Annotated in this window: 11 protein-coding genes; 7 read left to right on the top strand and 4 right to left on the bottom strand. The window is 74.2% G+C overall.

Annotated elements, in window-relative coordinates; genetic code table 11:
• Window positions 1–1,625 precede the first annotated feature (1,625 nt).
• Entirely contained in the window at window positions 1,626–3,080 is a 1,455-nt protein-coding gene (locus KYY02_RS12440) for a lysyl oxidase family protein (RefSeq protein ID WP_371237970.1), read from the bottom strand.
• 542 nt (window positions 3,081–3,622) lie between these two features.
• On the opposite strand from KYY02_RS12440, the gene KYY02_RS12435 reads away from it, so the two are divergent.
• The 6 genes from KYY02_RS12435 to KYY02_RS12410 all read left to right on the top strand — a co-directional run bounded on the left by KYY02_RS12435 (window position 3,623) and on the right by KYY02_RS12410 (window position 16,519).
• Window positions 3,623–4,975 (top strand): MFS transporter, encoded by a 1,353-nt coding sequence (locus tag KYY02_RS12435; protein WP_371237969.1) that lies wholly within the window; start codon window positions 3,623–3,625, stop codon window positions 4,973–4,975.
• A gap of 58 nt (window positions 4,976–5,033) precedes the next feature.
• A complete protein-coding gene (locus tag KYY02_RS12430) occupies window positions 5,034–6,368 on the top strand; it encodes a non-ribosomal peptide synthetase (RefSeq protein ID WP_371237968.1) in 1,335 nt (444 codons plus the stop codon).
• Window positions 6,369–6,516: 148 nt separating this feature from the next.
• Window positions 6,517–9,795: a non-ribosomal peptide synthetase gene (locus KYY02_RS12425; RefSeq protein WP_371237967.1), complete on the top strand. Its 3,279-nt coding sequence runs from the start codon at window positions 6,517–6,519 to the stop codon at window positions 9,793–9,795.
• Window positions 9,795–11,693, top strand: coding sequence for a non-ribosomal peptide synthetase (locus KYY02_RS12420; RefSeq protein ID WP_371237966.1), 1,899 nt, complete (start codon window positions 9,795–9,797; stop codon window positions 11,691–11,693). The genes KYY02_RS12425 and KYY02_RS12420 overlap by 1 nt, the downstream gene beginning before the upstream one ends.
• A 55-nt stretch (window positions 11,694–11,748) precedes the next feature.
• Window positions 11,749–13,560: a non-ribosomal peptide synthetase gene (locus KYY02_RS12415; RefSeq protein WP_371237965.1), complete on the top strand. Its 1,812-nt coding sequence runs from the start codon at window positions 11,749–11,751 to the stop codon at window positions 13,558–13,560.
• The gene (locus KYY02_RS12410; RefSeq protein WP_371237964.1) at window positions 13,550–16,519 is read left to right on the top strand and encodes a condensation domain-containing protein; all 2,970 of its coding nucleotides are present in this window, start codon (window positions 13,550–13,552) and stop codon (window positions 16,517–16,519) included. The genes KYY02_RS12415 and KYY02_RS12410 overlap by 11 nt, the downstream gene beginning before the upstream one ends.
• Before the next feature lie 368 nt (window positions 16,520–16,887).
• Here KYY02_RS12410 and KYY02_RS12405 read toward each other — a convergent pair whose 3' ends face one another.
• Genes KYY02_RS12405 through KYY02_RS12395 form a run of 3 tightly spaced genes read right to left on the bottom strand, consistent with a single transcriptional unit; the run spans window position 16,888 to window position 18,913 of the window.
• Window positions 16,888–17,616, bottom strand: coding sequence for a DJ-1/PfpI family protein (locus KYY02_RS12405; protein ID WP_371237963.1), 729 nt, complete (start codon window positions 17,614–17,616; stop codon window positions 16,888–16,890).
• Window positions 17,613–18,257: a DJ-1/PfpI family protein gene (locus tag KYY02_RS12400; RefSeq protein ID WP_371237962.1), complete on the bottom strand. Its 645-nt coding sequence runs from the start codon at window positions 18,255–18,257 to the stop codon at window positions 17,613–17,615. Before KYY02_RS12400 ends, KYY02_RS12405 begins: the two co-directional genes overlap by 4 nt.
• A 2-nt stretch (window positions 18,258–18,259) precedes the next feature.
• On the bottom strand, window positions 18,260–18,913 hold the full coding sequence (locus tag KYY02_RS12395; protein WP_371237961.1) for an HD domain-containing protein: 654 nt from the start codon (window positions 18,911–18,913) through the stop codon (window positions 18,260–18,262).
• 53 nt (window positions 18,914–18,966) lie between these two features.
• Here KYY02_RS12395 and KYY02_RS12390 point away from each other — a divergent pair, with 53 nt between their 5' ends.
• Window positions 18,967–20,028, top strand: coding sequence for a GlxA family transcriptional regulator (locus KYY02_RS12390; protein WP_371237960.1), 1,062 nt, complete (start codon window positions 18,967–18,969; stop codon window positions 20,026–20,028).
• Window positions 20,029–20,274: the final 246 nt, after the last annotated feature.

The raw sequence follows: 20,274 nt of genomic DNA, 5'->3' as shown, positions 1-20,274 counted from the left end.
GTCCGTGTGCGCTCGGCGGTTCCGCATTCTCCGACCCGGCGGACGGAGCTTTGCCGCTGCGCCGACCGCCCCGGTGCCCGGCCTCCTGCAGCTCGGTGGTGACCTCACCGAGGCGGCCTATCCACCTCGGGAGTGAAGGGCGGGCGCCGGCGGAGTCTCCCGGCGTGCCCCGCGCCCGGCGCGCGGAAGACGAGCGCTTGGACGAGGGCTCCGCACACCGCTGGAGTCGGTCCAGCGCGTTGAACGGTGCCGCAGCCAGGCCGCCCCGGCGTCGAGCAGGCCGATCAGTCCGCTCCGGGCCGGTGGCAGGGGCAGACGGGTTTGCTGGCGGTAGGCCCTCCAGTCCTCGTACAGGTCGGGTGCGAGGGCGACGACGAGCAGTATCAGGGGGACCAGGACAGCGGATATCACGGTGGTTCCTCCTTCCCGGATCGTGGCGTCGAACGGTTCAGCCGGACCGGTTCCGCGTCAGCGCGGGACTGCCGGCCTCGGACGGCATGTTGCAGCCGCGGGGGCGCCGAGCGTGCCGTACCGGTTCCGGCCCTGCCAGGCACCGAGGCGGGGAGGACGGGATCGCGCCGACCGGCGGACCGGGCCCTCCCGCCGCTGCCGACCGGCAGCGGCAACCGCGCCGGAGCCTCCCTCTTCATGTCCTCCCCTTCCCAGTCGAGACGCGGGGTCTCGGGAGACGGCCTGGCGCACAGCGCGGCCCGCAGGCGCCGGAGGGTGCCGGCGGGTGAGCGTGAGAAGGCCCCGGCCCGCAGCCGAAGGACGCGGCGCCGACAGCCGGAACACCCCACAGCCGACACTTCTCACTCATATATAACAAAGCAGATAATGTAACAACTCAAGGAGGAGTTTCTTGACAGCGGGCGACTCAAGCCGGGATATCCCGCTGTGCCGGTGCAGGCGTGGACCGGCGGTGATCGGCTGCTCGTCCGCTCGCCGGGCGCCTGGCCCCGGCTGCACGTCGGCGGCCGCCGAGGGTTTCGCCGGAGCCCGTCCGGAAGGTGCGGGTGGAGCCGTCGTGGTGACGGCGCCGCGGATCGGCACGCCGGGCCGGCGCCACCGTTTCCGGCCGGTGCGGTGGTGTGCCGGAGAGCCGGTGCACACCGAGGGCCGCGACTGCGTCGCGCCGGTGGAGGGCGGGCCTGACCTCGTCATCGGCTTCCGTCCCTGGCAGATCCCGTGTGCGTGCCCTGCGCTGTCCGTGCGCGACCTGCACGGGCTCGCGGCTCCGCTGCGGCACCGCACCGGCCCGCCCGGAAGAGCGCCGGGAGGTGGATGCCGGTACGAACCGACCCGCTCCAGGGCCTCGACCCGGCTCGCCGAGGCTTCGGGGCACGGCCGTCCGCCCGACCGCGGTACCGCCGGACACCTGGCGCGACGGTCCTTCGTGACACCGGGCCGGAAGGCGCAACTGGCTCCTACCAGGTGTTCACGATCGAGGGGAGCTTCACCGGTGCCCCGTCCTTCGAAGCGGACTCCGGCACCCGCCCGGCCGGCCCCTGCAGCGTCCCGCCCTCAGCGGACGGGCACCGGAACTCCCACCGTGCGGCACGAGGGCGACGGCCGTCGCGCGTGGCCGTCGCCCCCGCCTGCGTCAGCGGTTCTCCGGCGTCCCGTCAGTTCGCGTCGACCAGGTCGTGTGCCGGTACGGTCACCGTCCGTCTGCCCGGCTTGCCGCCGAGCACGATCTTCCGCAGAGCGCTGTTGTTGTCGACGCTGGTCTCCTTCAGCCGCCTCTCCGGGTTGGCCAGCACCTGGATGTAGTACGTGCCGTTGGGCACCTCCGTGATGTCGAAGGACTGGCCCGGCAGGTCCTGTGAGTACGTGTCACCGGAGCCGACGTCCAGCACCTCCCGGACGGAGATCGAGTTCTCCACGCCGCAGGCGGTGGACAGGTCGGTGTTGAACGGATGCCAGTTGGCGTTCTTCACCGTGTAGTCGATCGCGTCGGTGCTCGCGAGGCAGAAGGCCTCCTTGCCGCTGCGCACGGCCTCCTTCTTGTCCGCCTTCAGCAGCCGGTACCTGGCGAAGTCCGTGAAGTGCCAGTCCATATGACCAGGACGTGGGGCCCATTCCATGGTGCCGGTCGGGGTGTAGCCGACCTGCTCGCCCTTGGCGTCGTAGAAGTACTGGTAGGCGTCCATCTTGTCCTTGCCGGGCGACCGGAAGCCGTCCACCACCAGCTGCGCCGGACCGGCGTTCCACACGTTGGCGCTGAAAGCGAGGTAGTCCTTGCCGGGGATGTCCCTCTCACCGTCGCTGACGACGATGCCGTAGGCCGGCAGCGAGCGCAGGTCGGGCTTGGGGACGTCCGGGACGGAGGGCTTGCCGGCGGGCCGCTTCAACAGGGGCCGAAGCTCCGGCGCCTTGCGCGATCCGTCGGTCTGGCCCTCCGTGTCGCCGACTCGCGTCGAACACGCGGCCTGCTTCTTCTTCAGCGCCCACGGCAGCGCGGGTGGCGCCGCCGTCAGCGGCCCGTGGCCCACGTTGTACGAGGGGCCCGCGCCGCTCGTGACCCGCGCGGCGGCTTGGGCGGGCGTCGGGGCGCTTCCCGGCCCGTGATCCGTGTGCGCGTCCGGCGCCTGGTGGACGGCTCCGTGACCGGCGTGCTCGCCCGAGGCGGAGGGCCGGGACGCCGCCCCGGCGACGCCCTGCTCGTCCTCATAGCTCCGCTCCTGCACGGTCACCCTGACCGTGGCCGGCTTGTCGACGGTGCCGAACAGGTCACGGTACTTCTTGGCGACCCCGGCCCTGGCGGTGCAGGTGCCGGCTGCCAGCCTGACCGGCTCGGTGGAGTAACCCGCGTAGGTGTTGGCCGCCCAGCCCTTCTCGACACCCCATACCGAACCGAGGGTGAACGGGTTCGTGGGGCAGCTCTCCGGATACTTCGAGGTGGCGGGCGCCTCGGGCCGCACCCGGCCGCTGGCGTTGTTCGGGCAGAAGTCCTCGCTACGGCTGAGCACCTTCCTGCCCGCCTTGTCCGTGACCGTGATCTCCGCGAAGTCCCGCAGTCCGGAGAAGTCCTTCACTGTTCCTTCGGGCAGGACCTTGGCCTTGACGGTCGAGCACACTCCGTTCGGTCCCTGACCCGTACCACCGCTACAGAGCCGGGAGGCGGGCGCCAAGGAGTGCACCGCCCGGCGTGCGAGGCCTGGGAGCGAACGCCTGCCGGCCCGCAGCGACCGGCGGCCGCCCCGGCCACCGCCCGGCTCGGCTCCTCCGCTTCGCCGGCCTCATCAGCGAGTTTCTTCCGTCACCCCACCGACCGCGGTCCGTTCGTCCCCCGCTCCGTCGTGTGCGGCCACGGCTCCACGCCCACACTACTGACGCCATACCAGGCGGAATGATCAATTTCGATCCCGCACTCCGAGTGGATGATCTTTTTCGGACATACCAGTCGATCGAGCCGTCGAGTGCGCGTCGGTCGGTGACACCGCCCGCCGGACCGGAGTCCTCCATCATCGTGGACCTGACAGATCATCGGCGATTCATCCGGCCGACACCGCGATCCGCTGGAAATTTTTCCGGTACGGAGCGGTGACGCCAGAAGAAGTGACCAAAAGTACCCATCCTCTTTTGACTCTTGATCGAACATTCACTGAAGGTCGTTCACATGTCCGTCACATTCCGCACCGCGGCCAATGGCCCTCTGGGCATGCGCGACTTCAGGCTGCTGCTGGCCGGAGCAGCAGCCGCGCAGTTCGGCGCCCACGTCGCCCTGGTGGCTCTGCCGCTCGTGGCCGTGCTCGAACTCGACGCGTCCGCTTTCCAGATCGGGCTGCTCACGGCCGCCGAAACCGCCGCGTTCCTGGTGATCGGGCTGCCCGCCGGAGCCTGGGTCGACCGCCTGCGCAAGGTGCCGTTGATGATCCGGGCGGATGTCGCACGGGCCGTGGCCATGGCGAGCGTCCCCGTGGCGGGCGTGGCCGATGTCCTGACGATGGCTCAGCTGTACGCCGTCGCCCTCGTCACCGGCGTCGCCACCGTCTTCTTCGACGTCGCCCACCAGAGCTTCCTGCCCCACCTCCTGCCTCGGGACCAACTGGTCAGGGGCAACGGGGCACTGGAGACCGTACGGTCGTCCGCGCAGGTGACGGGCCCGGGTCTCGGTGGCGGCCTGGTCCAGCTCCTCGGCGCCCACCTGGCCGTCGTCGCCGACGCCGTCGGTTACGCCCTCTCCGCGCTCTGTCTGTGGCGGATCAAGCAACCGGAGCCCCGCCCCGAGCCCGTTCCCGGTGCGTCGCTGCGCGCGGACATCGGCGAAGGGCTGCGCTTCGTACTGGGTCGGCCACTGCTGCGGGCGATCGCCGTCGCCACCGGACTCGGCAACTTCTTCACCGCACTGCTGATGGCCACTCAGACGGTGTTCCTCGTCCGTGTCCTGGGCCTCGAGCCCGCAGCGGTCGGCCTTGTGCTGTCCGCCGCGGCCGTCGGCGGACTGGCGGGCGCGCTGGCCGCGGGCGCGCTCGCCGCCAGGTGGGGACAAGCCCGGGTCATCTGGCTCTCCCCACTGGCCACGGGGCCGTTCGCACTGCTGTGGCCGCTGTCGGAGGGGGTGGGGGGCGCCGCCCTGTTCGCGCTCGGTTCGGGCGTCGTCTTCTTCGGCGCCGTGGTCTACAACGTCGCCCAGGTGAGCTTCCGCCAAGTCCTTTGCCCACCGCACCTGCTGGGCCGGATGAACGCCACCCTGCGCTTTCTGATGTGGGGCACGCTGCCGCTCGGGGCGCTGGCCGGCGGGGTGCTCGCCGACGGCTTCGGTGCCCGTGCCGCCCTGCTGTGCTGCGCGGCCGGCTTCCTCGTCGTACCGCTGCCGTTGCTGCTCTCCGCACTGCGCGGGATGCGCGATCTGCCCACCGGGCCCGAGGCCGTGCGCCCCGCCGCCCCGGACACCGACGCGGCCGATGCCACCGCCGCCGGGGCCGAGGCCGGCGCCGGCAGACGTGACAGGACGACATCACCCGGCTGACCCGGCCTGCCGGGACGCCGTGAACAACGACGACATCGTGGACGACGGAGGGGAACACGTGTCCAGCATCACGGGCCAGTACCTGGCTCGCTATCGGGGACTCACCACAGGTGCCGGGGCCCCTGCCCCGCTGCCCGTGACCGGAGCCCAGCGCCGCTTCGCACTGGTGCGTGCGCTGGATCCCACCGGGCGACCGGACCTCGTCCCGATGTTCTTCGCCTTCCCGCGCGGCACGGTGGATCCGTCGCGCCTCGCCGCCGCGGCGAAACGTCTCGCCTCGCGGCACCCCGTGCTCCGTGGCCGTCCCGCCGTGGTGCGCGGCACCCCTGTGCTGCGCATGGAGGAGCCGGAGGTTCCGGTCGTACGCCTGCCCCGGGCGTCCGGTGAGGACGCCGGCACGGCTCTGCGCCGGGCCCTGGGCGCATGGGTGCCCGACGGCCCACCCATGCGGTTGTTCCTCACCGACGGCACGACGGACGGCGACCGGGACGACGCGTCCTCCCCGTACGGCGGCGGGCCGCCGGAGGTGCTCGCGGTCGTCCTCGACCACGCGGCGTGCGACGGGCGGACGCTGGACCGGATCGTCGAGGAACTCGGCGCCGCCTACGACGAGGGGCCGCAGACGCAGCCGCCGGCGCCCGGGGAGGTCGCCGCCGAACTGGCCGCCTACCGCGAAGCCGTGCTGCTCCAGTTGGACACCGAGGAACGCGCGGAGTCGCCCGAGGCACTGGCGTACTGGGGCGAACGGCTGCAGGCCGTCCGCGACCGTGCTCCCGCCGCGCGGCCCGGCCTCCCCGCGGCCGGAGCGCTGCCGACCGGTTCGGCTTCGGTGCTGCTGCCCGCGTCCACCGCCAGAATGCCCTTCCCCGACCTGCTGGACGCCTGTCGATCCGCCGTACGCGCCCTGTACGGTCCGGGCCGCACGGTACCGCTCGGCTATCCGTGGGGCGGCCGTCCGCCCGGCGCGGAAGGGGTGCTCGGCTGCTTCCTCAACACGGTGGTCTTCCCGGCCCCGACAGGGGCGGCCCCGTCCGGCACCGAAGTCGGCGCCGATGCCTGGTGGGAGGACCTGGACCGGGCCGACGTGCCCTTCGACGCGGTCGTGCGCGCGGCCCGGGAGGCCGGGTCCGGCTGGTCCGGCCGCCTGGACGGGCTGCTGACCGTCGATGACGTCGCCCAACGGCCCTCGCTCCGGCTGGCCGGCGTCGAGGGCCGGGAGGTCCACGTCGACGGCAGACCCGTACGCGGACCGTTCGCCGTCTCCGTCACCCACGGGCGCGAACTGCACCTGCGCATGGTGTGGGACCGCACCGTGACGGCCGATCGCGCCGCCCTCGACGCCTTCGACGCGCTCGTCGAAGCACTCCGGGCGAAGGCACCGGCCGCCGGCTGACCACCACTCGTACCGCCCTCGTAACACCTCCCGCCCCTCGCCCTCTACGGAACCCGTCCGCGCGATCCGCGGCCGGCTCCCGCACCGCCGCCGGGTACGACCGTGCCCGGCCGGCCCTCACCCGACCCGACGACCCCAGGGATCGCCCATGCTTCCGCTCTCCTCCTCGCAGGAGATCGTCTGGCTGCACGAACAGGTGCAGCCGGGCAGCCGCGCCTACAACTTCACCGCGGCACTCGACCTGTGGGGGCCGCTCCACGCCGACGCCCTCCGCCACGGCCTCGCCGCCGCACTGGACCGGCACGCGGGCCTTCGTCTGGAACTGGTCGCCGTCACCGGCGCCGTGCCCGGCCAACGGGTCGCCCAGAGGTGCGCGCCCCGGCTGCGGACGGTCGACCTGAGCGCGGACACCGACCCGGAGGCCGCGTTCCGGGACCTGCTGCGCACCGAGGCGGAGACGCCGCTCGACACCTACGAGGCGCCGCTGCTGCGCTGGACACTGGCGCGGCTCGGGGACGAGCACCACCGGCTCGTCCACGTCGAGCACCACCTGATCCACGACGGACACTCGTTCGCGATCCTGCTCGACGACGTGTTCACCGTCTACCGGGGCCACGTCCTGGGTGAGCCGGTCGTACTGCCGCCCGCGCCCTCCTACGCCGATCACGTCGAGGTGCAAGCCCGCAGCCGGCAGAGCGGGGCATGCCGCCCCGGGCTGGACTTCTGGACCGCCGAACTGCACGGGTTTGCCTACGACATGCCGCTGCCGGGCCTCTCCCGTCCGGGTGCACGGCGCCGCCACCACGGTGGTCAGCTGCGGCAGTCGATCGGCGCGGACCTGGCGGAGCGCCTGCGCGACCACACGCGGCTGCGCGGTCTGACCCCGTTCTCCACCCTGCTCGGCCTGTTCGCCGAACTGCTGCGGCGCCACAGCGGCCGTTCGCACCTGGTCGTCGGCACCGCGGTGGGCAACCGGCCCCGCGGGCACGAGGGGACCGTCGGCATGTTCGTCAACACCATCCCCCTGCCGCTGCGGCTGGATCCGGCCGCCCCGGCCGAGGAGACGATGGACGAGGTGACCGACGTCCTCATCCGCGCGCTGCCGTACCAGGACGTGCCGGTCCAGGAGCTGACCCGCGCACTCGGCCTGCGCACCTCGGGAGCGGACAACCCGCTGTTCGACGTGATGTTCAGCGCCCATGACGCCGAGCTGCCCGAGGTCGAAGCGCCCGGTCTGGACATCACGTTGTTCGAGGGGTTCAACACGGGTACCACCAGGTTCGACCTGGACGTGGTGCTGCTGCCGGACGACCGGCGCGGGGTCGGTCCCCGGCACGGCGGCGCCGGAATGACCCTGGTCTGGGACTACGACGCCGACATGTTCGGCGAGGACGTGGTCGAACTGCTCGCCGGCCGGTTCCTGGACCTGCTGAGGTCCTACCTCGATGCCCCGGGCACCGCCCTGGCGGACCTGGCGCCGCCCGGGCCCGCCGACGGACGGGCCCCCGCTGCGGCCGCTCGCGGGCAGGCGGCGCCCGGAGGCGCCGCCGCCCCGGCCCCGGACGCGGACCCGCTCGATCCCGTCGCCGCCCACGACGCGTCCGCGCCCGCCCTGCTCATCGGCGCCCACCACCTGACCTACGGCGACCTCGACGCCCGGGTCACCGCCCTCGCGGAACGCCTGCTGGCCGCCGGGGTGAGGGCCGGCCAGCCGGTGGCGTCCGTACTGCCGCGCGGAGCCGACGCGGTCGTGGTGCTGCTCGCCTGCCTGCGCACCGGAGCGGTCCACTGCCCGCTGTCGCCGTCGGACCCGCCCGCCCGTCTGGAACTGCTGTTGAGCCGTCTGGCCCCGGCCCTCGTCCTCACTCCGGCCGACCGTCCCGTCACGGTGCCCGGCGGTCTGCCGACCGCTGCCGTGGACGCGCCGCGGATGCCCAAGGCGCACGCGGCGCCCGTGGTGCCGGGCGCCGCGTACATCATCCACACCTCCGGGTCGACCGGCGTCCCCAAGGCCGTCGCCGTCGGGCGCGCGGCCCTCGAGAACCATCTGACCGGGGTGGCCGGGCGGTTCGGGCTGCGGCACGACGACCGGGTCCTGCTGTTCGCCCAGCCGGTGTTCGACGTGGCCCTGGAGGAGACGCTGCCCTCCCTGTACGCGGGGGCGTGCCTCGTCGTTCCCGGGCACGAGGTGCCGACCGGCGCCGAGCTGGCCGAGTTGCTGGCCGACGCGCGCGTCACCGTGGCCAACCTGCCCACCAGCTACTTCCTCGCCGTGCGTGAGGAGCTGCGGCCCGCCCTGCGCGACGGCCGCTGGACACCGCGCCTGCTCGTGCTCGGCGGCGAACGTCTTCCGGCCGACGCGCTGCGCTCCTTCGTGGCGGACACCGACGCGACGGTGCTCAACGCCTACGGCGTCACCGAAGCGGCCGTCACCACCACCGTCCACCGCATCACGCCGGAAGCCCCGGCCGACGGGGCGGAGGTCCCGCTCGGGACCGAGCTGCCCGGCGAACGCGTCCACGTCCTGGACGGGCACCACCGTCCCCTGCCGGACGGAGCGGTGGGTGAGCTGGCGATCGCCGGGGCCGGGCTCGCCGAGGGGTACGTGGGCGACCCGGAGACCACGACCGCCCGGTTCACGCATCTCGACGCGCTCGGCGGTGAACGGGTCTACCTGACCGGTGACCTGGGCTACCGGGATCTGGACGGGGCGCTCCACTTCCTCGGCCGCCGGGACAACCAGATCAAGCTGCGCGGGTACCGGATCGAGCTGGAGGAGATCGAGGCGGCCGCTTCGGCCGCACTGGGCGGCCGGTCCTGTGCCGTCGTGCTGGACCGCGAGGCAGTCGGCGGACCCCGGCTGGTCGGCTTCGTGGAGTGCCCCGGTGAGGGCGGCGCGTGGGACGAGCGGGCGCTGCACGAGCAGCTCGGGCTGCGACTGCCGGCCGCCCTGGCACCGGAGCGGTGGGTACGCCTGGACACGATGCCCACACTGGCCGGCGGCAAGCCGGACCGTACGGCGCTCGCCCGCAGGAGCGCGGAGCTCGGCACGGCCGGCGAGGCCGGTCCCGGCGGTGCGGCGCGGACCGCTGACGACCCCGGGCCGAAGGGCGCGGCGCGTTCCCGGGCCGAGGTCCCGCGGGGCGGCGAGGGCCGCACCGGAACGGTTCCGGCCGACCCGGTGACCGCGCTGCTCACCGACGGCTGGCGCGCGGTGCTGGGTCACGGCGACTTCGACGAGCGCACCGACTTCTTCCGGGCCGGAGGCCACTCACTGCGCGCCGCGCAACTGGCGGCCTGGCTGGAGCCCCGGCTCGGCCACCGTCCGCCGATGCGGCTGTTCTTCCGCCATCCGGTGCTCGCCGACCAGGCCGGCGCGCTCGCCACCGTCCCCTCCGCCGCCACCGCCCCTTCCACGGAGTCCTGATGCCCCACCCGACCACCTCCCCCGGCGCCCGGCCGACGGTCCCGGCCGTCCCCGCCCCCGCCTCACCGGGCGACGACGCGCTCAGCGTCGCGCGCGGCCCAGCACCCCGCGCGAACGCCACGACCGGGACGCTCGCCCTGTTCGAGGACTGGGCACGCCGCACCCCGGACGCGCCCGCCGTGATCGACGGCGCCCTCACCTGGACGTACCGGCAGATCGACGACGCCGCCGACGAGGCCGCGGCCGCGCTGCGCGACCGGGTCGGGGCGGGTGACCTCGTCGGTGTCTGCCTGGACCGCTCCGCCGCACTCGTCGTGACGGCCGTGGCGATCGCCAGGCTGGGCGCGGTGTACCTGCCGCTGGGGCCGCGCCCCGGCGAGCGGCGCGTCGACGCCGTCACCGAGGACCTGGACGTCGCCTGCCTGATCGGCGCCCCCGCCGTGCTCCCCGCCCGGCACCGGGCGGCCGAGCACGTCTCCCTGCCCCTGCCGGACGGCGGGGTCAACGCGGCCGAAGCCGTGGTGGCGGCGTTCGCCCCGTCACGTTCCGGTGCGCTCCGCGCGCCTCGCGAGGCGTTCTACGCGGTGCTGACGTCCGGTTCCACCGGCCGCCCCAAGGCCGTCGTCGTCGCCGAGCCGGCCCTCGGCGCACTGCTCGACTGGTACCGCGCCGAGACCGGTCTCGCGCCCGGCGACCGGCAGTCCCTGCTCATCGGCGTCGCGTTCGACCCGCACCTGCTGGAGTTGTGGGCGGGACTGACGTCGGGCGCGGCGCTCGTACCCGCGCCCGACGACGTCCGCTGGGACACCGGGGCGCTCACCTCCTGGTGGCGCGAGGCCGCCGTGTCCGTGGCGGTGGCCGCCACCCCCATGGTCGAGCCGCTGCTGGAGCAGCCCTGGCCGCACGGTCTGGTGCTGCGCCATCTCGTCGTCGGCGGCGACCGGATGCGTCGGCGCCCGGGCACCGACGTGACCGCGACCGTCCACAACGCCTACGGTCCCGCGGAAGCCACCGTCGTCACCACCACGTACGCCATGCGCGCCGCGGACGCCGGGGCGGAGGGGCCCGGGGCACCGCCGATCGGTGCTCCCGTGCCAGGCGTGACGGTCGTCGTCACCGGCCCCGACGGTCGCCCCGTGGCGCGGGGCGAGGAGGGCGAACTGCGCATCGGCGGCAACGGCCTGGCGCTCGGGTACATGGACTCCGGGCTGACCGCGCACCGCTTCACCGCCCCCGCACCCGGTGTGGATCTCCCGGGAGTGGACCGGCTCTACCGCACCGGCGACCGGGTGCGGATGCGGCGGGACGGGATGCTGGAGTTCCTCGGCCGTCTCGACAACCAGGTGAAGATCGGCGGTGTGCGGATCGAGCCCGCCGAGGTCGAAGCCGCGCTGGAGAAGGATCCGGCCGTACTCGGTGCCGTGGTCACCGCGCCCCGCAGCCCCGACGGCGCCGTCCGCCTGGTCGCGTACGTCCGCCTCGCGCCCGGCGCCTCCGCCTCCGGGCAGGCGCTGCTGACGGCGGTGCGGGCATGGCTTCCCGAACAGGCCGTGCCCTCGGCCGTGCGGGTCGTCGGCGCTTTCCCACTGGACGCCAACGGCAAGGTCGACCGGGCCGGGCTGACGCGCGAGGCGGCCGCCCCGGACGCCGACGTGCCGGACGGCGCCACACCGGGCGAGCGGATCGTCCTGGACGCCGTACGCGATCTCCTCGCCAGGCCCACGACGGTGCTGACCGACGACTTCACGACGATCGGCGGCACCTCGATCGTCGCCGCCCGTCTGCTGGCCGTCATCGAGCAGCAAAGCGGCGTCCGCCTGCGTGCGCCGGAGTTCCTGCGCCAGCCCGACCTGCGCGCCGTCGCCGCTCTCGTCGATCGCCGCCGTGAAGCCGCGTGAGGGCCGGGAGCCTGAGATGACCACCCTCACCCACACCGCCCCTGGAGAAGGACCCATGCCCTCCCGACACACGCGGCCCGCACCCGCCTCCGGGCTGCCCGCCCTCGTGGCGTGGCACGCCGGACGAACGCCGGACGCACTCGCCGTGGTCGAGGGCGACACCACCCTCACCTATGCCCGGCTCGTCTCCTCGGCCCGGGCCCTCGCCGCTCACCTGCGCGCGCACGGTGTCCAACCGGGCGACCGCGTGGCGCTGCTGATGCATCGCTCGGCGCGCACCGTCGTCGCGCAGCTCGCCCTGTGGTGGGTCGGCGCCACCTGCGTACCGCTCGACCCGGCGCATCCGCGCCCCCGTTGCGAGGCGATGGCCGCCGACGCAGGGGTCACGCTGACCGTCGGCGAGGGCAAGCTCCTCGATGCGGCGGCCCCCACCGGTCCGGTCCTCGCACTGCCGGAGGAGACGTCGCTGTCGGACTCCTCCACCCCCGTGCCCGAGCCCGGTTCCGACGCCGCGGCGTTCATCATGTTCACCTCTGGCTCGACCGGACGTCCCAAGGGCGTGTCGGTACCGCACCAGGCCGTGGCCGAACTGCTGTCCGAGCCCGCCTACGTCGCCCTCACCCCCCGGGACCGGGTGCTCTTCCACTCCCCCATGACCTTCGACGCGTCGACGTTCGAGGTGTGGGGGGCCCTCGCCAACGGGGCCGCCGTGGTGGTCTGCACCGTCGACCGGCCCTCGCTCGAGGACCTGGCCCGGCATGTGGAGCGTCACGGCGTCACGGTCGCGTTCCTCACGACGGCGCTCTTCCACCGGCTCGCCGCCCGGCGGTCCCGGATGTTCTCGGTGCTCCGCGCGGTCGTGGTGGGCGGGGAGGCGCTGTCCGCCCAGCACGCCGGGCAGGTGCTGGAGGCGTTCCCGTGGCTGGAGCTGGTCAACGGGTACGGGCCCACGGAGACCACCACGTTCGCCACGGCGCACCGGGTCACCGGCGCGGACTGCGAGGGCCCGGTGCCGATCGGCCGGCCCATCGCGGGTACGACCGTACACGTCCTGGACGACGACGGCAGACCCGTCGCCGACGGTGCGCGAGGTGAGCTGTGGGTCGGCGGCAGCCGACTGGCGCACGGGTACGCCGGACGTCCCGACCTGACCGCCGAACGCTTCGTCGACCATCCGGAGCTGGGACGTCTGTACCGCACCGGCGACCTCGTCTCCGTCCGCGCGGACGGCGTCCTGGACTTCCACGGGCGGACCGACGACCAGGTGAAGGTGCGCGGCTTCCGCGTCGAACCGGGAGAGGTCGAGCACGTCCTGCGCCGGCAGCCCGACGTGGACGACGCGGCCGTCACCGTGCACCGGCCCGGCCCGGACGACGTCAGCCTCGTCGCGTTCGTCGTGGCGGCACCCGGCCCCGTGCCCCGGCCCGGCGCGCTGCGCGACCGCCTCGCCGCGGTCCTGCCCGCCCACCTCGTCCCCGACGAGGTGACGATCGTCGGCGGCCTTCCGCTGACCCCGTCCGGAAAGATCGACCGCCGCGCCCTCGCCGACCTCGGCAGGGGGGAGGGAGCGGTCGTCCCGGCCGCGCCTCTGACGCCCCTGGAGCAGGCGGTCGCCGGGATATGGAGCCGTGCCCTGGGCCGCGAGATCACCCGGCCCGACGCCGACTTCCTGGAGCAGGGCGGGCATTCGCTGCTCGCCCTGGTCGCCACCGACGACCTGCGTGAGGAACTCGGTGTCGACGTGGCGCTCGCCGACTTCTTCGCCGCCCCCACGGTGGCCGCCCAGGCCGCCCTGGTCGAGCAGGCCCTGCTCGCCGCCCACGACGAGCTGCGCCCCGGCGCCGAGGAGGACCGTGATGGCCGCTGACGCCCCGGGGGCCACGACCGTGGCCCTCCAGGAGGAACTGCTGCGACGGGCACGCGAACGTGCCGCGAGCCGTCCCGGTGAGTCCTTCGGGGCTGCCGGTACCGCCGAAGACGCCCATCGGGCGCCCGCACCGCTGTCCCACGCCCAGCGCCGTATGTGGCTCATGGACCGGCTCGGCCGCGGCGGGGCCTCCTACAACGTGCCCTTCGCCACCCGGCTGCGCGGGCCGCTGGACCTCGACGCTCTGCGGACCGCGCTGACGACCCTCGTGCACCGCCACGAGATCCTGCGCACGCGGTACGGGCAACGGGACGGCGAACCCTTCCAGGAGGCCCTCCCGGCGCCGCGGACCTTCGACGTGCGGGTCGTGGAGACGGGTCCGGAGCATGCCCACGGCCTGCTGACCGAGGAGGCCCGCCGGCCGTTCGACCTGTCCGCCGGCCCCCTGCCACGGGCCCTGGTGCTGCGGCACGGCACGGAGGACCACACGGTCCTGCTGACGTTCCACCACATCGCGGTCGACGGCGCCTCGCTGGAGATCATCGCCCGGGAAGTGACCGGACTCTACGCGACCGCCACCGGCCGCCCCACGGGCGCCACGGGCGCCGCTCCTCCGCGGCCGCTCCGCTACGCGGACTTCGCGCGCCGTGAACACGCGGCGGCCGACCGGTTCGAGGAGGGGCTGCGCCACTGGGCCGGCCGCCTCGACGGGGCCGCGCCGCCCCCGCTGCCCCGCCCCGTGCGCCCGCCCGCCGACATCGGCGTCCGGCCCGCCGGCGTCCGCACCGTGCCGCTCGGGCACCGGGTACCAAAGGACCTGCGGGCGCTCGGCGCGTCGTACCGGGCCACCCTGTTCACCACGGTCCTCGCCGCGGCCTTCGCCGCCCTGCACCGCTTCACCGGCGAGGACGACCTGCTCATCGGTGTGGCGAGCACCCACCGCAGGGGGTCGGACATGCGGGGTCTGATCGGCCTGTGCGTCAACACCCTCCCGGTGCGCGTCGACACATCCGGCGACCCCGCCTTCACCGTGCTGGTGGAGCGGGTGCGGGACGCGCTGCTGGAGGCCCAGCGCCACCGTGACGTACCGTTCGACCTCATCGCCGAGCGTCTCGGCGCCGCCGCCCGTGCCGCCGACGGGACGGCACTGGTCCGGGTGACCAGCGACGTCATGGCAGAGCCCACGGTGCTGCGGCTGCCCGGCGCACAGGGCGAGCACGTGGACGTCGGTGTCGGCGAGGCCAAGTTCGACCTGTCGTTCGGCCTGCTCGACACGGACCGTCCCGCCGCGCTCGTCCAGTACGGCCGTGCCGTGCTGGACGAGGCGACGGCGGCCTCGCTGGGCGACGGCTTCGCCGCGCTCCTCACCGCGGTCACCTCCGATCCCGGGATGCGGCTGTCCCAGCTCCCCGTCCGGGCCCACGCCCAGTCCCCGACCGCGGCGCGCGGTGCGAGCCGGCCGGCCGGGAACGACCACGGGCCCGTCAGGTGCGGGCATCCTGCGGAGACGTTGCTGCTCGCACACCCGCAGGTGGCGGAGGCCGTCGTGGTCGAACCGGACGGCGGGCCGCTCCTGGCGTACGCCGTACTGCGCGGTGTCTCGGGCCCCTCGCGCGCCGACCTGCGGTCGGCCCTGCGGGCGTCGCTCCCCGCGGAGTCGGTGCCCGTGGCCGTGACCCTGCTGGACGCCGTGCCGCGTACGGCCCGGGGCGCGACCGACACGTCGCGGCTGCCGGGCCTGCCACCCGCCCCCGCCCCGGCGGGGCCGCTCGGTGAGGCCGTGACGGGGGCGTTCGCGGCGCTGCTGGACTGCCCGGTGCCGGGGCCCGACGACGACTTCTTCGACCTCGGCGGCCACTCGCTGATCGCGGTCCGGCTCGCCGAGCGGCTGCGGGACGCGCTGAAGCTTCCGTTGACGGGCCTGGACATCCTCCAGGCCCGTACGCCCCGGGCTCTGACCGCCCTGCTGGAGGGACGGGCCGCGCAGCGGGCCACCGCCGCGCCCACCCGCCGGACGCGTTCCCGGGGCGCGCGCGGGGGGACGGTCCTGGTCACCGGCGCGACCGGTGGCGTCGGCGCCTTCCTCCTGCGGGAACTGGCCGCGCAGGGGCGTCCCGTACTCGCCCTGGCCCGACCCGAGTCCGCGCACCTGGTCGACGGGGAGGGGGTGGACGTCGTCGAGGGCGACCTCGCCGACCTGGACAATCTGCGCGCGGCGGTCGCGAGCGCCGACGCGGTGGTCCACGCCGCGTGCACCTTCGTCCGCCCCGAGGTGGACATGGCGGCCATGAGGGCGATGGTGGAAGCCTGGCGGCGCGGCCCCTTCGTCTTCGTCAGCAGCGTCGACGCCTACGGGCGTCCCGCCGAGGACCCCGTGGCGGAGGGGGCACCGTCACGACAGCCGCTGAGCCCGTACGGCCGGGCCAAGCTGGACTGCGAGCGGATGCTGCTGGACGCGGCCGGCACCGGAGGCCGGGGCGGCGCGAGCGCCGTACGCTCCCCCCTGGTGTGGGGCCCGCACGAGCGGCTGCGCGACCAGCTGCGTTGGGGCGCCACCGGGGTGCTCTACCAAGCTGTGAGGCAGGGTCGGCCGGTCGGTCTGCCGAGGCCGGGAGCCCACGGCCACGCCTGGTACGGAGCGCCCTGGGTGCACGCGGCTGCCCTGGCGCGGGCCGTGACCTCGTGCCTCGGCGCGCCCGTGCACGGGGTGGCGAACGCCGTCGGCGGCCACGTGTCCTGGCACGACCTCACGGCACGGCTGGCCGAGCTGCTGCACCCCGGCAGCGTGGGAACCGGGGACGGTGTCGTCGGGGCGGTCCGTGAGACGGACGACGTACATCCGGACCTCGACCACCACTGGTGGTACCGGGCCGACCGGCTGGCTCCGTCCCTGCGGGAGCGACCGGGCGAGGACTGGCGCACGGTACTGGCGGAGATGGCCGGCACGTCCGGCGTCTGACGTCACGCGCACGGTCCGGACATCCCGTCGGGTGACCGTCGCCGCGCCCGCGGCGACGGTCACCCGCCTGCCGGGCCTGCCGAGACCGCGGGAGACACGACCTCCTCCGGGACCACCGGCGAGTCGATGAACCGCGCCGCCTCGGGGCGGGTGAGCACGTTGTTCGCGTGGTCCTCCTTCCACGCCGGGGGGCGGCCGCCGGAGGCGGAACCGTACGTCGGCCCGCCGGGCAGGTCTCAGCAGACGGAGCAACAGCAGCATCGTGACCGGCAGTTGCAGCAACCACAGGGCGGTGTGCGGCCGCTCCCCGTATCAGACGTTGGTCCCGTGCAGCAGCGTGTGCCACACGCTCGGCGCAGAGACGACGATCACGACCGCGCGGTCCACACCGTGCCGCGTGCCTCGTACTCGAGCATCTCCTCCAGACCGACCGCGGCGTCCGCCCCGAGCTCGCGGCGCACCAGCCACAGCGCGAGATCCAGCCCGGAGGTGACCCCGCCCGCGGTGACCAGGTCGCCGTCGTCGACCACGCGGGCGCTCTTCAGCACCCCGCCCTGCCGCTCCAGGTCGGCCCGCGCCCGGTGGTGGGTGGTGCAGGGGCGTCCCGAGGTCAGCCCGGCGGCGGAGAGCAGCATCACGCCCGTGCACAGCGCGCTGACGGTCAGACCCGGGCGGGTCGCGGCGGCCAGGGCCCGCGGCAGTGAGCCTCGCCGGATCTCAGCCCACACGCCGGGATCCTCGCGGCGTGCGTACCCGCCGCCGGGGACGACGAGAAGGTCCGCCTGCTCGGGGGCCCACCCGTGGTCGACGTGCAGCCGGGTGCCGTAGGCGGCCTTGACGGTGCGAGGACCGTCGAGCGTCACGTAGCGGGTTTCCACTTCCCGGCCGGCGAAGTGGCCGGAGGCGGAGAACACCTCGTACGGGGCGGAGAAGTCGAGTTCCTCCACGCCGTCGAACATGACCACGTGGACGCGCAGGGGCCGCCGGTCGTGTCCGAGGGCTTCGGAGGCGGCGGCCTCGGCCCGGGCCGCGGCGCCGGCCGTCAGTGTCGCGGCGCCGAGCGCGGTGGTGGCGTGCAGCAGGGTTCGGCGGTTCATCTCGGTCGGTACTCCTTCTTCCGGTCGGTCGTGGGCAGGGGGACCGGCTCGTCCGCCAGGTAGGGGGGTGCCGGGTCGTACTGGAGGGCGCGGCGCACGGCGCGGGCGTGCTCGCGTCCGTGCAGGTGGCCGACGAGCCACAGGGTGCTGTCGATGCCGGCGGAGACACCCTGGCTGGTGAGCAGGTTGCCGTCGACCACATAGCGGGCGTCGCGTACGACGGTGACGTCACCGCGCTTTTCGAGCGCGTCCTCGTACTGCCGGTGAGTGGCGACCCGGCGGGACCGGGCCGGGCCGGCGGCGTGGAGCAGGAAGGCCCCGGTGCAGACGCCGACCACCCAGGTGGCGTGCGCGGCGGTGTCGGTGAGCCAGCCGGTGATCCGCTCGTTGCGGGTCTCGGCCTCCCGGGCGCCGTGACCGCCCGGGACGAGGACGACGTCCAGAGGCGGGTGGTCGTCGAGTGTGCGGTCCGGCAGTACCCGCATGCCCTGGGAGCACCGGACGGGCGCCGAGCGCTCGGCGACGAGCAGGACGTCGTCCGCGCCGTCCCGCAGTCCGGAGGAGGTGGTGAACACCTCCCACGGGCCGGTGAAGTCGAGTTCCTGTGCCGAGTCGAACAGCAGGATTCCGTACGTGGTCATGCTCAATTGCCCCAGCGCGCGGCGTCGGCCATGGTCTCCATACGGGTCCTGTGCGGTGGTACGGACCTCTCCCGCAGGAGTTCCGCGGCCACGGAGAAGAGCGGGGCCTTCTCCGGGTGGTGCCGCGCCTGGGCGACGATCTCGTCGGTGAGGGTGGTGGCCATGGACAGCCGCGGGTAGGCGGCGTGGATCGCGGCGCCGGTGGCGTCGTCGACGCAGTCGGTGTCCCAGCCGAAGTCCATGCCGGTGCCCTGGTGCACCAGGGCACACAGGGTGCCGCGGCGCTCGGCGACGCCCGGTGTCGTGTGCAGGGCGACGGCCTCCCACACGGCGTCGACGTCGGCGGTGGGCAGGCCCTGCGCGGTGAGGAACTCCGCTGCCGTGTCGGCGCCGTCCACCTCGAACCGCTGGTGGCGGTCGCCGGCCCGCGTCAGGCCGATGTCGTGCAGGACGCAGGCCAGGAACAGCAGTTCCGGATCGTAGTCGCGCCCCGGCTCCGCGCCCTGGTGGTCGGCGCGGAGGCGGGCGAACAGCGCGCTGCGGACACTGTGGTTGGCGGTCGCGCTGGACTCGGTCCCGCGTACCAGGGCCAGCGCCCGGCGGACGACGGGGGAATCGGGCAGCGGCGGGACGCCGGTGGTCATCACGTCGTTCATGGCATGAACGATCGCCCGCTCCGACTGCCGGTGAAAGTGGCAGACTTGCCGTTATGCGCGAGGAAACTGCCACTCCTGTCCCACCTCATCGAGTGGCCGTACTGGCCCTGGACGACGTACTGCCCCTGGACCTGGGCATTCCGGCCCAGGTCTTCATCACCGTGCCCGGCTCCCCCTACCGACTGACCCTGTGCGGACGGACCACGCGTCCGGTCACGACCGCCGCGGGCTTCGCGGTCACGGTGACGGCCGGGCTGGGGGCCGTACGCGAGGCGGACACCGTCATCGTCCCGGGGTACGCGCCGCACCAGCGAGAACTGCCGCGCACCGTGCTCAGCGCACTGGCCGAGGCCCACAGCCGGGGCGTGAGGCTGGTGTCCATCTGCACCGGCGCCTTCGCCCTGGCGGCAGCCGGGGTCCTGGACGGCCGCAGGGCCACCACCCACTGGAAGCACGCCGACGAACTGGCCGCGCGGTACCCGACGGTGTCGGTGGACCCGGACGTGCTCTACGTGGACGAGGGACGGGTACTGACCTCGGCGGGCGTCGCCGCCGGCATCGACCTGTGCCTGCACCTGGTGCGACGTGACCTGGGCGCGCGGACGGCGAACGAGGTGGCCCGCACCTTGGTCTCGGCGCCCCATCGCGACGGCGGGCAGGCGCAGTACATCAAACGGCCGCTGGCCCCCGAAGAGCCCGGCGTCGCCCTCGCCGCCACCCGGGCGTGGGCCGTGGCCCGTCTGCACGAACCGCTGACGGTCCCGCGGCTCGCCGCACACGCGCACATGGCGCCGCGGACCTTCGCCCGGCGGTTCGTCACCGAGACCGGCACGACACCCCTGCGGTGGCTGCTCGCCGTCCGGCTCGACCTCGCCCGGGAACTGCTGGAGACCACCGGACTCGCCGTCGACCACATCGCCGACCGATGCGGCCTGGGCAGCCCTTCCAACCTGCGGCTGCACTTCCGGCGCGTCCTGGGCACGACGCCCACCGCGTACCGGGCGGCGTTCGCCGCGAGGACACGACCGGACTCCGGCCAGGCGCACACCACGGCGGCGGCCACGACGCGGTTGGCCCCTTCGCAGCCGCAGCGGGCCCTGGCCCGGCGGCGATGAGCGGGCGGTGCCGTCATATCCGTCGAGGGACCCGCCCGTTCCGTTGCCGAGGCGGAGCTTCTCCGGGAACCGGGCCGTTTCCGACGGCTCTTGGACGGTGCCTCGGGGCCGGGTGGCGATCGTTGCGACGGCCAGGGCGCCGTTGACGATGCGGTCGCGCTCGTCGTGCCGGCCGGTCGGCCACTGCCCGGTACCGCTTCCCCTCACTGTCACGTCGTCCGGCAGCACCGGGTGCTGTCGAAAGCC

The organism is Streptomyces pimonensis (assembly GCF_041380215.1).
GTDB lineage: Bacteria > Actinomycetota > Actinomycetes > Streptomycetales > Streptomycetaceae > Streptomyces > Streptomyces pimonensis.
The sequence above is the reverse complement of the archived record's forward strand: the minus strand, read 5'-3'. Positions and strand labels throughout refer to the sequence as shown.